Consider the following 13,731-nt stretch of genomic DNA (forward strand, 5'->3'; position numbering starts at 1 on the left):
GATCCTCACCATGAACCGTCTTTTGAACCGCCTTCCCTTTCAGCCCCTGACACTGGGCCTCATGGCCGCCGGCCTGCTGACTCTGGCCGGCCTGGGCCTGCTGGCCACGCGCAGCGAGGCCGCTGATGCGCCCAAGGCTGCCGCCAGTGCCGCAGGCAAGCCCTCGCTCACCGTGACCACCACCACCGCCCAAAGCGGCATGCTGCCCATCAAGCTGGCTGCCAACGGCAGCGTGGCCGCCTGGCAGGAAGCCAGCGTGGGCACCGAGGTGAGCGGCCTGCGTGTGCAGGAGCTGCATGCCGCCGTGGGTGACCATGTGGTGCGCGGCCAGGTGCTGGCCACCTTTGCGGCCGAGAGCGTGCAGGCCGATGTGGCCCTGGCCCGCGCCGCTGTGGCCGAGGCCCAGGCCAATGCCGCCGAAGCCCTGGCCAACGCTGACCGCGCCCGCGCCGTACAGGGCACCGGCGCCCTGAGTGCGCAACAGATCAACCAGTACCTGACTCAGGAGCAGACCGCCAAGGCCCGCGTCGAATCCGCCAAGGCCCAGCTCGATTCGCAGCTGCTGCGCCTCAAGCACACCCAGCTGCTGGCACCTGACAGCGGCACCATCTCGGCGCGTAGCGCCTCGGTGGGTTCGGTGGTGGGCGCCGGGACCGAGATGTTCAAGCTGATCCGCCAGGGACGCCTGGAGTGGCGCGGTGAAGTGACCTCGGCCGAGCTGGGCCGCATCACCGTGGGCACCAATGTGTTGGTGACTTCGCCCACCGGCGCTCAGCTCAAGGGTCGCGTGCGCATGCTGGCCCCCACGGTGGACGCCGCCACGCGCAATGGCCTGGTCTATGTGGACCTGACCGGTGCGGCCACGGGTGGCAAGGCTGCCGCTGGCGCCTTCAAGCCCGGCATGTATGCGCGCGGCGAATTCGAGCTGGGTAGCTCGGGTGCGCTGACGGTGCCGCAAACCGCCGTGGTGGTGCGCGATGGCTTCAGCTATGTGTACCGCGTGGGTGCGGACAACCGCATCGCCCAGCTCAAGGTGCAGACCGGCCGCGTGGTGGGTGACCAGATCGAAGTGCAGAGCGGCGTGAAGCCCGAGGACAAGCTGGTCGCCGTGGGCGGCAGCTTCCTGAGCGAGGGTGACCTCGTCAAGGTGGTGGATGCACCCAAGGCAGATTCCAAGCAAAAACCGACTGCAGCCCCCGCCAAAGCTGCGCAAGAAGCTACGAAATAAGGAGCAAGCCAGATGAATGTTTCTGCTTGGTCAATCAAGAACCCGATACCGGCGGTCATGCTGTTTGTGCTGCTGACGCTGGCGGGCATCATGTCCTTCAACGCCATGAAGGTGCAGCAGTTCCCTGACCTGGAACTGCCCACCGTCTCGGTGTCTGCCAGCCTGCCCGGTGCCGCGCCGGCGCAGCTGGAGACCGAGGTGGCACGCAAGCTGGAGAACGCCATTGCGCCACTGCAAGGCCTGAAGAACATCTACACGCGCGTCTATGACGGCAACGTGTCGGTGACCGCCGAGTTCCGCCTGGAAAAGCCCACGCAGGAAGCGGTGGACGATGTGCGCAGTGCGGTGCAAAGCGTGCGCAGCGATTTGCCCAGCGATGTGCGTGACCCCATTGTCAGCAAGATGAACCTCTCGGGTGCGCCCATCCTGGCGTTCACCATACGCTCCAGCAATATGGACGACGAAGCCCTGAGCTGGTACGTGGACAACACCATCTCGCGCGCCCTGCTGGGTGTACGCGGCGTAGGCTCTGTAGCCCGCGTGGGTGGGGTGACGCGTGAAGTGCAAGTAGCATTGGACCCGCTCAAGCTGCAGGCGCTGGGCGCCACGGCGGCGGACATCTCGCGCCAGCTCAAGCAGGTGCAGACCGAAAGCGCCGGCGGCCGTGCCGACCTGGGTGGCTCCGAGCAACCCATGCGCACCCTGGCCACGGTGGCCACGGTGGAAGAGCTGTCGCGCCTGGAGTTGAGCCTGTCCAGCGGCAAGCGCGTGCGCCTGGACGAGGTCGCCACCGTCAAGGACACGGTGGCCGAGCAACGCAGCATGGCCTTGCTCAATGGCAAGTCCGTGGTGGGCTTTGAAATTACCCGCAGCAAGGGCGCCAGTGAAGTGGAAGTGGGCGCGGCCGTGCACAAGGCGCTGGAAGACCTGAAGGCCCAGCACCCCGACCTGGAACTGACCCAGGCCTTTGACTTTGTGACGCCGGTGCAGGAGGAGTTCGATGCCTCCATGACCATGCTGTACGAAGGCGCGGTGCTGGCCGTGATCGTGGTGTGGTTCTTCCTGCGCAGCTGGCGTGCCACGCTGGTGTCTGCCGTGGCACTGCCGCTGTCGGCCATACCGGCCTTTATTGGCATGAACTACATGGGCTTCACGACCAACATTGTGACGCTGCTGGCGCTCTCGCTGGTGATCGGCATTCTGGTTGACGACGCGATTGTGGAAGTGGAAAACATCGAGCGTCACTTGCGCATGGGCAAGACGCCGTACCAGGCCGCCATGGAAGCGGCGGACGAGATCGGCCTGGCGGTGATCGCCACCACCTTTGCGCTGATCGCCGTGTTCCTGCCCACCGCCTTCATGAGCGGCGTGGTCGGCAAGTTCTTCAAGCAGTTCGGCTGGACCGCCGTGTTCGCGGTGTTCGCCTCACTGGTGGTAGCGCGGGTGCTTACGCCCATGATGGCTGCCTACATCATGAAGCCGTCCACCCATGTCCACGAAGAGCCGACCTGGATGCCGCTGTACCTGCGCATCACGCGCTGGACGCTGAACCACCGCTGGATCACCATGCTCTCGGCCGTAGCCTTCTTTATCGGCTCGCTGATGTTGGTGCCCCTGATTCCGAGTGGCTTCATTCCGCCCGATGACAACTCGCAAACCCAGGTCTATGTGGAACTGCCCCCGGGCAGCACGCTGAGCCAGACCCATGTGGCCGCGGAGCGGGCACGCGAGCTGATCGGCAAGGTGCCCCATGTGAAGAGCGTCTACACCACCATTGGCGGTGGCGCTGTGGGCTCCGACCCCTTCCAGGGGGGTGCCACGGCCGAAGTGCGCAAGGCCACGCTGACGGTGCTGTTGGACGAGCGTGGTGCACGCCCGGTCAAACAGGTGATTGAAGGCGAAATGCGCAGTGCGCTGGCGGAGTTGCCGGGTGCCCGCTTCAAGGTGGGCCTGGGTGGTTCGGGTGAGAAGTACCAGTTGGCTCTGAAGGGTGAAGACCCCGTAGCGCTGGCGCAAGCCGCCGCCGCGGTGGAACGCGACCTGCGCAAGATCCCGGGCCTGGGCAATATCTCGTCCAGCGCCAGCCTGACGCGTGCCGAGATCGCCATTCGCCCAGACTTTGCCAAGGCTGCCGACATGGGCGTGACCAGCAATGCGATTGCCGAAACGCTGCGCATTGCCACCGTGGGTGACTACGAGTCGGCCCTCTCCAAGCTGAACCTGAGCCAGCGCCAGGTACCCATCGTCGTCAAGCTCGACACCGATGCGCGCCAGGACCTGGAGCTGCTGGGCCGCCTGATGGTGCCCGGCGTGAAGGGCCCGGTCATGCTGAGCCAGGTGGCCGCGCTGGAAATGTCGGGTGGCCCCGCCGTGATCAGCCGCCTCAACCGCGTGCGCAACGTGAACTTTGAAGTGGAGCTTTCCGGCGTGCCGCTGGGCGAGGTGACCGAGGCCGTGGCCAAGCTGCCCAGCATCGTGAACATGCCCGCTGGCGTGCAGCAGCTTGAAGTGGGTGATGCCGAAGTGCAGGCTGAAATGGTGGCCGGCTTTGGCTTGGCCATGTTGACCGGCGTGCTGTGTATCTACATCGTGCTGGTGTTGCTGTTCAAGGACTTCCTGCACCCCATCTCCATCATCCCGGCGGTGATCCTGTCCTTTGGTGGTGCCTTCCTGGGCCTGCTGATCACCGGCAAGATGCTGTCCATGCCATCTTTCATCGGGCTGGTGATGCTGATTGGCGTGTCTACCAAGAACTCGATCCTGCTGGTGGAGTACGCCATCATGGCGCAGCGTGAGCATGGCCTGAGTCGTTTTGATGCGCTGATAGACGCCTGCCACAAGCGTGCGCGCCCGATCATCATGACCACCATCGCCATGGTGGCCGGCATGCTGCCGCTGGTGATTGGCCTGGGCCATGCTGACAACAGCTTCCGCGCGCCCATGGCGGCAGCGGTGATCGGCGGACTCATCACCTCCACCGTGTTGAGCCTGCTGGTGACACCGAGCTTCTTCACCATCGTGGACGATATCGAGCACTTCTGGGGCCGCATCAAGGCCAAGGTGTTGCGCCGGCCGCCGGCGGCAACTGCCGTGACCGAGGCACACTGAGCGACATGTTGAAACGGGGCCACAAGGCACCGTTTTTTCAATCGTCGCTGCTGCGTGCCGGCTCCGGCGCCACGCGTGGCAGGGTGATAGTGATGGTGGTGCCTTCGCCAAGCACCGAAGCCACGCTGAGGCGTCCGCCCAGCGTGCGCTTGACCAGGTTGTCCACGATGGACATGCCTAGCCCGGTGCCTCCGCTGCCGATGCGGGTGCTGAAGAAGGGCTGGAACATCTTCTCCAGAATGTCCGGCGCAATGCCGCGCCCGTTGTCACGGCAGACCAGGGTGATTTCCTGTTCGCTGGCTTGCACCTGCAGTTCCACCGTGCCCTGCGCCATGCCTTCAAAGGCGTGCAGGTAGGCGTTGTTCACCAGATTGATGACCACCTGGCCCAGCGGGCCGGGGTAGCTGTCCATGGCAATGCCTTCGGGCACATCCAGCGTGACGTTGTGCGTCTCGCGCTTGAGGCTGGGCGCCAGCGTGTGCAGCACTTCGGCCAGCACCTGGCGCAGGTCGAACTGGCGGCGCTGCTCGCTGGCCTGGTCGGCCGCGACCTGGCGGAAGTTCTTGAGCAGGGCCACGGCGCGCTCCAGGTTGCGCATCAGTAGCGCATTGCCATCGCGCACCTGTTCCACAAACTGTTGCAACGCTGACTTTCGCAGCGTGCCGCTTTCCAGTTGCTGCTGGAAATGGCGGGCCTGGTCGGCCAGGGTGCTGGCCGTCATCAGGCTGTTGCCCATGGGCGTGCCCATCTCGTGGGAGACGCTGGCAATCAGCGTGCCCAGCGTGGCACGGGCCTCACTGCGCGCGGCCTCTTCCTGCATGCGCTGCGAGAGCGAGGCGTTGAGTTCGAGGATGCGGGCCTCGGCTTCTTTGCGCGCGGTGATTTCCAGGTTGGTGCCGGCGAGCAGCCGGGGCTTGCCATCGGCGCTGCGCTCCATGAGGCGGCCACGCGCGCCTATCCAGATCCAGTGGCCATCGCGGTGGCGCAGGCGGTATTCATACTCGACGTGGCTGGTTTTGCCGTCGAAGTGGTCTTGCAGCGCAGCGAAGAAGCCCCGCAGGTCTTCGGGGTGGGTCAGCTCCAGCCAGCGCTCATAAGTGTTGCGCTGCAGCTCGTCCTGAGAGAAGCCCGAGAGGGTGCCCCAGCGCTCGCTGACCTTGAGCGTGCGCTGCTGGTAATCGAACTCCCAGGTGGCCACGCCGGTGCCGTCGATCACGCTTTGCAACTGTTTTTGCTCGCGATAGAGCTGTTCGCGCGCGGCGCGCTCGCGCCGCTGCGAGGCCTCGATGCGCCGGCGGTAGCGCTGCGCGCGCCACAGCGCGGCGGTAATCATCAGCGTGAGTGTGCAACCCGCCAGCAGCAGATAGAGCGCGTAGCTGGCGGCCAGCTCGCGGTAGAAGCTGGGGTGTGGGTGCATCACCAGTTGCCAGGGGCGGGTGGCCATGTCCACTTCCAGCGCCATGTCGTCATGCTCGGCATTGGGCTGGTGTGCTGCCATGGGGTGGTCGCTGCTTTCCATCTGTGCAAACAGCAGGGGCGCGGGCTTGAGTGGTTCGCCGCCCAGGTCAAACACCATGAGGTCCACGCCCAGTGCCTCAGCACGCTGGGCTGCCTCCTGCAGCAGGCGTGGCAGCAACACCGTGGCCTCCACAAAGCCAAGATGGCGCTGCGCCGTATCCACACCGGCCTGGCGTTCGAACACCGGCGCATAGATACGCACCGCCGGTATGTCCCCCTCGTTTTGCGCGGGCAGCAAGCCTGAGGCAACCGGCTTGCCGATCACGCGCGCCTGCAGCTCTTCGGTCGATTCGGACACCTGGGCCGGTTGCCAGCGTAGCTCACCCAGCAGGGGCAGATCGGCCAGCACGCGGCGGCGCAAGCCCTCGAACTGCGGGCTGCGCAGCTGGGGCTGACTTTCCAGCACCAGACTCAACGTGTGGGCGGCTTCGACGGCGCGGCGTATGTCCTGGCGGAGCACATCCTGCACCGTGCGCGCGCTGCTGGCGTGCACGTTCTGCAGGCGCAGCGACTCGGTGGCGCGCAGTGTCAGAAAGGCCAGGGTGCTGCACAGCCCCCCCGCCAGCAGCACGCTGGCCAGCACCAAGCCGTCGCGCAGTGACTTGCTCTGCGCGGGGGCTGCGGGGTCGGTGGGGGTGGGCATCGCAGCGCAGTGTAGCCGCGCTGCGATGCTATGGGGATGGGGGAATCAGCCTTGCGCGACGGGGCGCGAACTGTCGCTGCACCACTCGCTCCAGCTGCCGGCAAACAGGGCCGCGCGGCCCAGGCCGGCAATCTCCATGGCCAGCACATTGGGCACCGCCGTCACGCCGCTGCCGCAGTGGTGCACCACGGCTTGCGCTTCGCGCTGGCCCAGCAGCGCCTCGAACTCGGCGCGCAGCTGGGCAGCGGGCTTGAACTTGCCGTCCGCACCCAGGTTGTTGGTGAACGGGCGGTTCAGCGCGCCGGGAATATGGCCAGCCACCGGGTCCAGCGTCTCCACCTCGCCCTTGAAGCGCGGCAGCGCGCGCGCGTCGATGATGTGCTGGGCCTTACCCAGTTGCTGTTGGACTTCTGTCACGGTGACCAGCCGCGCCGCGGGCGCACCCAGCGCAAAGCTGGTGGCAGCGCGTGGCGTAGGCGCCTCGGTCTGCACCGCACCACCCGCGGCCTGCCATGCCGGAAAGCCGCCATCCAGCACGGCTACGGCTTCATGCCCCAGCCACTTCAGCATCCACCACAGCCGGCCGCAGTAGTGCGCACCCTGGCGGTCATAGACCACCGCTTGCATGCCATTGGCAAACCCCACGCTGCCCAGCCAGGCGGCAAAGGTCTCCCGCGAAGGCAGCGGGTGGCGGCCACCAGATGCCGCAGTCGGGTCACCCTTGGCGCTCAGGTGCTTGTCCAGATGCGCATAGACCGCACCAGGGATGTGCCCCTGGTCGTAGAGGCCAGAGCCCGCAGCCGGGTTGCCCAGGTCAAAGCTGCAGTCAAACACCATCAGGGGCGCGGCGCTGGCCTGGAGGGACTGGAGTTGTTCTACGGAGATGAGGGTGGTATAGGTCATGGTGGTGAGATTATCCATTTGCCTCTGTTGTTTCGTTCGCCGGTTCGTGTAGCCGTGTTCGGCGGCCTCATCGTTCCACCAGACGGTCATCAAATTGGCTGGCGACTACGCATGTAAAGTACGTGCGAAATACCAATGCCACTAGAGGAAAAGCCGCATGCCAATTCGACAAATATTCTCTTTTGCGCTCATCTTGTCCGCTCTCTTGCACTCCGTTGTCTCTCAAGCGCAAAGCACCCCACAGTCGCTGTTAAATGGGGCTTGGCGTCACACAGTTTTGATCCGAAAAATCGGCGATCAATCGCTGGAGCCGCAACAGGTAGCCACTGGTGCGGTACTCGAGTTCAAGTCCGATGGAACATGGGTACTTACGTCGTCACGTTACAAGTCAGCGGGCACGTACATATGGCTGGACAAGGAAAGAATCGAATCTACGGTAGTAGCGTCTGACTTTCTGATGCAAGTCGGTCTTGTCTCCGTCAAGCAAGTTCGAGTGGATGAGAATAGATTGAACTTGATAACGGTTCAGACTGCCGACGATTCAGCAAAATACTTGCCTCCGCTGAAACCAGGATCACCACCATTTCCGAACGTTACTCTGACATCAGTTTTCACACGAGTTGTTGACTGACGTTTGGAAAGATCGACTGATTTGCGCCTGTAGAGAATTTAGCCTTGGCATTTTTCAATAAGCTGAATGTCGAATGTTTTCTGCCCTTGGCTATTCAATGCTCTTCCGCCGGCGTACCCGGCAGCGCCCTGGCCCGCAGAATGGTCGCGATGACTCCGCTGACGACGATCACGCCGATGCCGGCCCAGCCCATGGGGGCGATGTGGTCGCCGAACAGCAGCAGGCTGAAGACGGCGGCAAATACGATGCCCGAGTACTGCATGCTGGCCACGACCAGGGTGGCGCCCTGGCGGTAGGCGCGGGTCATGCACCATTGGCCCAGTGAGGCGAGGATGCCGATGGGGATGACCCAGATGGCGTCTTGCCAGGCCACCTCGCTCCAGGGGGTGACCTGGGTAAACAGCATGCCGGTGCCGCCGACGATGGCGGTGCCGACCGAGAAATAGAACACCGTGCGCTCCTCGGGCTCACCCACCTTGCCCAGCGCCGTGACCTGCATATAGGCCAGCGCCGCGCCCATGCCCGAGAGCAGGCCGACCACGCCGGCAAACAGCTGGTTTTGGTCCATGGTGGGACGCAGCGTCATGATGACGCCGACAAAGCCCATGAGCACCGAGCCGATGAGTGCGCCCTGGGGCTGGTCCTTGCCATAGAGCAGGGCGCCGCCCACCACAAACGCTGCCACCCAGACGCCGCTCATGTAGTTCAGCGTCATGGCGGTGGCCAGGGGCAGGTGGGCGATGGCGTAGAACCACGAGCTCAGCGAGATGACGCCGATGAAGCTGCGCCATACGTGCATCAATGGCACCGGCGTGCTCAGCGTGGCACCGCGCGCGCGCACCACGATGGCCATGAAGATGATGCTGACGATGCCGCGGTAGAACACCAACTCAAAGGTGCCAAAGCTGCTGGATGCGTACTTGATGCCCACGGCCATGAGCGCAAACCAGAACGAGGCCAGAACCATCCAGAGAGCTTGCATCGTTTTTACCTGTCAAATGGGGCTCCAGCCCCCGTCAATACTGCGCAAGCAGCTATGAATTGTATAGCGGTCAGAGGCCGAGCCTGGAGAAGTCGACCTTGCCGCGGTACCACTCATGGAAGTGCTGCATGCCGTCTTCCATGGGGCTTTGGTAGGGGCCAACCTCGTTGTCGCCGCGCGCCAGCAGGGCGGCGCGGCCGGCGTCCATGCGTTCGGCGATCTCGTCATCCTCGATGCAGGTTTCCATATAGGCAGCCTGCTGGGCTTCGACGAATTCGCGCTCGAAGGCGGCGATCTCTTCGGGGTAATAGAACTCCACCATGTTCATGGTCTTGTCCGGTCCCATGGGGTGCAGGGTGGACACGGTCAGCACATGCGGGTACCACTCCACCATGATGTGGGGGTAGTAGGTGAGCCAGATGGCGCCGTACTGCGGGGGCACGCCGCTGCGGTAGTCCAGCAGGGCCTTGTGCCAGCGTTCGTACACCGGGCTGCCGGCCTTGCCCAAGCGGTTGGCCACGCCCACGGTCTGCACCGAGTAGTTGTCCTTGAACTCCCAGCGCAGGTCGTCGCAGGTGACGAACTGGCCCAGCCCGGGGTGGAAGGGGCCAACGTGGTAGTCCTCCAAATAGACCTCAATAAAGGTCTTCCAGTTGTAGTTGCACTCGTGCATCTCGACTTTGTCGAGCACATAACCTTCAAAGCTCAGGTCCGTGCGCGGGCCCATGTGGGCCAGTTGGGCCGCCACATCGATGCCATTGCGTTCGAACAGCAGGCCGTTCCATTCCTGCAGCTTGTAGTTGTTGAGGTTGAGGCAGGGGTCTTGCGCAAAGTGGGGCGCACCGATCAGGGTGCCGCTTTGCGTGCCATTGCCACCCGCGTGGGCGCCGCTGTAGGTCCAGCGGTGCAGGGGGCAGACGATGTTGCCGCTTTGCATGCCCTTGTCATCGTGCGTGAGCGAGCCGCGGCCCTTGAGCATGACGGCCTGGCGGTGGCGGCAGACGTTGGAGATGAGTTCGATGCCGGCGGCGTTGCGCACCAGCGCGCGGCCCTCGTTTTCCTGGGGCAGGGCGTAGTAGTCCCCCACGTTGGGGACGCTCAGGGAGTGCCCCACGTAGCGGGGCCCTTGCTGAAAGATACTTTGCATTTCAAGCGCGTAAAGCGCCGGGTCAAAGTAGCTCGAAACTGGTAGTTGGCTGTTCGCCTGCTGCAGTTGAAGACTTAAATCAGACATGGGTGACCTGACCTAAAGACTCCCCACAGGGGGATGCACCAAAGTGCGCGGTAAAAGGGGGCCGTCCATCCCAGAAGCGGGAGGCCGGAAGCGGGAGGGGCGATTGTACCCGTTTGGGGGCAGATGCCCACATGGCAGGTCGGGGCTTGGGCCTAAAATCGCGGTTTGCTTTTTGAACCCCAGTTCAACCCTACCCATGCCCAAGGCCACCCCCCCGTCCCCCAGCCCAGCTCCCTTGCCCACCAGCTACGAGGCGGCCATGCAGGAGCTCGAAGGTTTGGTCGGGCGTCTGGAGTCGGGCGAGATGCCGCTGGAGCAGCTGCTGGGCGGATACCAGCGCGGTGCGGCGCTGCTGCAGTACTGCCGCGAGCAGCTGCAGGCGGTGGAAGACCAAATCAAGGTGCTGGACGACGGTGCCCTCAAAGCCTGGAAAGCCTGATGCACGCAGCCCTCGCCCCCGAACCCGTGACTTCGTTTGACTTGGACCGCTGGAGCCGCGAACGCCTGAGCCAAGTGGAGCGCGCTCTGGAAACCTGGATCACCGCCGACGCCCCCCAGGGTGCCGACCATGGCGCGCCTGCTGCGCTGGTGGAGGCCATGCGCTACTCCGTGCTCGATGGTGGCAAGCGCCTGCGTCCGCTGCTGGTGCTGGCGGCACACGAGGCGGTGGCCACGGCCGGCCATGGCTGCCCGGCTGCCGCCCTGCGCGCGGCCTGCGCGGTAGAGCTGATCCACGCCTACTCGCTGGTGCACGACGACATGCCCTGCATGGACAACGACGTGCTGCGCCGCGGCAAGCCCACCGTGCATGTGAAGTTTGGCGAAGCCAGTGCCCTGCTGGCCGGTGATGCCCTGCAGGCCCTGGCCTTTGAATTCCTTACGCCCGAGGACGGCTCCGTGCCCGCCGCCGTGCAGGCCCGGCTCTGCGGCCTGCTGGCCCGCGCCGCGGGCAGCGCTGGCATGGCCGGCGGCCAGGCGATTGACCTGGCCAGCGTGGGCCTGCCGCTCACCGAGAGCCAGCTGCGCGAGATGCACCAGCGCAAGACGGGTGCCTTGTTGCAGGGCAGCGTGGTCATGGGCGCCCACTGTGCCCAGCCCGGCCCGCAGGTGCTGGCTGCGCTGGAAGCCTACGGCGCCGCCATCGGCCTGGCCTTCCAGGTGGTGGACGACATCCTCGATGTGACCGCCGACTCGGCCACCCTGGGCAAGACCGCTGGCAAGGACGCCGACAACGACAAGCCCACCTATGTGTCCCTCATGGGGCTGGATGCGAGCAAGGCCTACGCCCAACGCCTGTTGGCCGAAGCCCTGGCCGCTTTGCGGTCCAGCGGTTTGCCAGACACCGCCGCGCTGGAAGCGCTGGCCGGCATGGTGGTGAATCGCGCCAGCTAGTTTTATGGCGAAAAGGCCCCCTAGCCCCCGAATACTATGCGCAAGCAGCTACTAAAAAGATAGCATATGGCTTCCAACGATATCTCCACCACGTCACTGCTTTTCACCATTGACGACCCCGCGGCCCTGCGCCAGTTGCCACGCGCGCAGTTGCGTACGTTGGCCGACGAGCTGCGCCAGTTCCTGCTGCACAGCGTGGCACGCACGGGCGGCCACTTGAGCTCCAACCTGGGCACGGTGGAGCTGACTGTGGCGCTGCACTATGTGTTCAACACGCCCGAAGACCGCGTGGTCTGGGACGTGGGCCACCAGACCTACCCGCACAAGATCCTGACCGGCCGTCGCGACCGCATGGACACGCTGCGCCAGTTCGGCGGCCTCTCCGGCTTCCCGCGCCGCGACGAAAGCGAATACGACACCTTCGGCACCGCCCACTCCAGCACTTCCATCTCGGCCGCGCTGGGCATGGCGTTGGGCGCGCGCATCAAGGGCGAGGACCGCTATTCTGTCGCCGTGATCGGCGATGGCGCCATGACGGCCGGCATGGCCTTTGAGGCGCTGAATAATGCCGGTGTGGAAGACTGCAAGCTGCTGGTCATCCTCAACGACAACGACATGAGCATCAGCCCGCCCGTGGGCGCGCTGAACCGCTACCTGGCCCAGCTGATGAGCGGCCAGTTCTACGCCGCGGCCAAGAACGTGGGCAAGACCGTGCTCAAGGGCGCGCCCCCGCTGTTTGCGCTGGCCAAGCGCATCGAAGAGCAGGCCAAGGGCATGGTGGTGCCGGCGACGCTGTTCGAGAAATTCGGCTTCAACTACATCGGCCCCATCGACGGTCACGACCTCGATTCGCTGATTCCCACGCTGGAGAACATCAAGCAGCTCAAGGGCCCGCAGTTCCTGCACGTGGTCACCAAGAAGGGCCAGGGCTACAAGCTGGCTGAAGCTGACCCCGTGGCCTACCATGGCCCCGGCAAGTTCGATCCGGCCGTGGGCCTGGTCAAGCCCAGCGCGCCTGCCAAGCAGACCTTCACCCAGGTGTTCGGCCAGTGGCTGTGCGACCAGGCGGCCGCTGACGAGCGTTTGGTAGGCATTACGCCTGCCATGCGCGAGGGTTCGGGCATGGTGGAGTTTGAAAAGCGCTTTCCTGCGCGCTATTTCGATGTGGGCATTGCCGAGCAGCATGCGGTTACCTTCGCCGGTGGCCTGGCCTGCGAGGGCCTCAAGCCTGTGGTGGCCATTTACTCCACCTTCCTGCAGCGCGCCTACGACCAGCTCATCCACGACGTGGCATTGCAAAACCTGCCTGTGGTGTTTGCGCTGGACCGCGCGGGTCTGGTGGGCGCAGACGGCGCCACGCATGCGGGTGCGTACGACATTCCCTTCTTGCGTTGCATCCCGAACATGAGCGTGGCCTGCCCGGCGGACGAAAACGAATGCCGCCAGCTGCTGAGTACTGCGTTTGCGCAAAACCACCCGGTGGCCGTGCGCTACCCGCGGGGCAGTGGCGCTGGTGTGGCGGTGCAAAGCAGCCTGGAAGGCTTGCCCTTTGGCAAGGGCGAGATTCGCCGCCAGGGCCGTGGCATTGCCATTCTGGCCTTTGGCACGCTGCTGCAGCCTGCGCTGGTGGCTGCGGAGGCCCTGGGCGCCACCGTGGTCAACATGCGCTGGGCCAAGCCGTTGGATACCGAGCTGTTACAGCAGATGGCGCGCAGCCACCAGGCGCTGGTGACGGTGGAAGAGGGCGCCTTGCAGGGCGGCGCGGGCAGTGCCGTGCTGGAAGCGCTGCAGGCGGCCAACCTCACGCTGCCGGTGTTGCAGCTGGGTCTGAGCGATACCTTCATCGAGCATGGTGACCCTGCCTATCTGCTCAAGCTGCAGGGGCTGGATGCGCAAGGCATTCAGGCTTCCATCACGCAACGTTTTGGTGCATTGCTGGCACCTGCGGCGCGGGCGGCCTGAGCCGCTTTTTTGCTGGCTGGCGGCGACTTCGGGCGCTGGCTTGCAGAATCCTGAACGTCCCGGTTTGTGACGCCCGTGTCGAGGGAAAACCCGCACGGTAGCGGTGTTGTGCGTTCCTACAATCGCGCTT

Annotated in this window: 9 protein-coding genes; 5 read left to right on the top strand and 4 right to left on the bottom strand. The window is 64.6% G+C overall.

From position 1 onward, the window contains the following. The first annotated feature begins 10 nt into the window (after window positions 1-10). Both AC1RNN_RS02450 and AC1RNN_RS02455 read left to right on the top strand, forming a co-directional pair. Complete coding sequence (locus AC1RNN_RS02450) at window positions 11-1,228, top strand: efflux RND transporter periplasmic adaptor subunit (protein ID WP_493086282.1); 1,218 nt, start codon at window positions 11-13, stop codon at window positions 1,226-1,228. 12 nt (window positions 1,229-1,240) lie between these two features. After that, on the top strand, window positions 1,241-4,336 hold the full coding sequence (locus AC1RNN_RS02455; RefSeq protein WP_493086280.1) for an efflux RND transporter permease subunit: 3,096 nt from the start codon (window positions 1,241-1,243) through the stop codon (window positions 4,334-4,336). Between the two features lie 37 nt (window positions 4,337-4,373). On the opposite strand, the gene AC1RNN_RS02460 is transcribed toward AC1RNN_RS02455, so the two are convergent. The 4 genes from AC1RNN_RS02460 to AC1RNN_RS02475 all read right to left on the bottom strand — a co-directional run bounded on the left by AC1RNN_RS02460 (window position 4,374) and on the right by AC1RNN_RS02475 (window position 10,247). Then, a complete protein-coding gene (locus AC1RNN_RS02460) occupies window positions 4,374-6,497 on the bottom strand; it encodes an ATP-binding protein (protein ID WP_493086279.1) in 2,124 nt (707 codons plus the stop codon). 45 nt (window positions 6,498-6,542) lie between these two features. Then, complete coding sequence (locus AC1RNN_RS02465; protein ID WP_493086278.1) at window positions 6,543-7,400, bottom strand: sulfurtransferase; 858 nt, start codon at window positions 7,398-7,400, stop codon at window positions 6,543-6,545. Window positions 7,401-8,125: 725 nt separating this feature from the next. Beyond that, window positions 8,126-9,013, bottom strand: coding sequence for a DMT family transporter (locus tag AC1RNN_RS02470; protein ID WP_493086276.1), 888 nt, complete (start codon window positions 9,011-9,013; stop codon window positions 8,126-8,128). A gap of 70 nt (window positions 9,014-9,083) precedes the next feature. After that, window positions 9,084-10,247, bottom strand: a complete 1,164-nt coding sequence (locus AC1RNN_RS02475; protein WP_493086274.1) for an aromatic ring-hydroxylating oxygenase subunit alpha — start codon at window positions 10,245-10,247, stop codon at window positions 9,084-9,086. Between the two features lie 196 nt (window positions 10,248-10,443). Between AC1RNN_RS02475 and AC1RNN_RS02480 the strand changes: the two genes are divergently transcribed. The 3 genes from AC1RNN_RS02480 to dxs all read left to right on the top strand — a co-directional run bounded on the left by AC1RNN_RS02480 (window position 10,444) and on the right by dxs (window position 13,601). Continuing rightward, complete coding sequence (locus AC1RNN_RS02480; protein WP_493086272.1) at window positions 10,444-10,686, top strand: exodeoxyribonuclease VII small subunit; 243 nt, start codon at window positions 10,444-10,446, stop codon at window positions 10,684-10,686. Beyond that, the gene (locus tag AC1RNN_RS02485) at window positions 10,686-11,639 is read left to right on the top strand and encodes a polyprenyl synthetase family protein (RefSeq protein WP_493086271.1); all 954 of its coding nucleotides are present in this window, start codon (window positions 10,686-10,688) and stop codon (window positions 11,637-11,639) included. Before AC1RNN_RS02480 ends, AC1RNN_RS02485 begins: the two co-directional genes overlap by 1 nt. 81 nt (window positions 11,640-11,720) lie before the next feature. After that, a complete protein-coding gene (dxs, locus tag AC1RNN_RS02490) occupies window positions 11,721-13,601 on the top strand; it encodes a 1-deoxy-D-xylulose-5-phosphate synthase (protein WP_493087077.1) in 1,881 nt (626 codons plus the stop codon). The last annotated feature ends 130 nt before the right edge of the window (window positions 13,602-13,731 follow it).

The organism is Rhodoferax sp. GW822-FHT02D07 (assembly GCF_058802405.1).

Coding starts and splice junctions, on each gene's coding strand:
- AC1RNN_RS02450 (WP_493086282.1), top strand. CDS start 11: ATGAACCGTCTTTTGAACCGCCTTCCCTTTCAGCCCCTGACACTGGGC.
- AC1RNN_RS02455 (WP_493086280.1), top strand. CDS start 1,241: ATGAATGTTTCTGCTTGGTCAATCAAGAACCCGATACCGGCGGTCATG.
- AC1RNN_RS02460 (WP_493086279.1), bottom strand. CDS start 6,497: ATGCCCACCCCCACCGACCCCGCAGCCCCCGCGCAGAGCAAGTCACTG.
- AC1RNN_RS02465 (WP_493086278.1), bottom strand. CDS start 7,400: ATGACCTATACCACCCTCATCTCCGTAGAACAACTCCAGTCCCTCCAG.
- AC1RNN_RS02470 (WP_493086276.1), bottom strand. CDS start 9,013: ATGCAAGCTCTCTGGATGGTTCTGGCCTCGTTCTGGTTTGCGCTCATG.
- AC1RNN_RS02475 (WP_493086274.1), bottom strand. CDS start 10,247: ATGTCTGATTTAAGTCTTCAACTGCAGCAGGCGAACAGCCAACTACCA.
- AC1RNN_RS02480 (WP_493086272.1), top strand. CDS start 10,444: ATGCCCAAGGCCACCCCCCCGTCCCCCAGCCCAGCTCCCTTGCCCACC.
- AC1RNN_RS02485 (WP_493086271.1), top strand. CDS start 10,686: ATGCACGCAGCCCTCGCCCCCGAACCCGTGACTTCGTTTGACTTGGAC.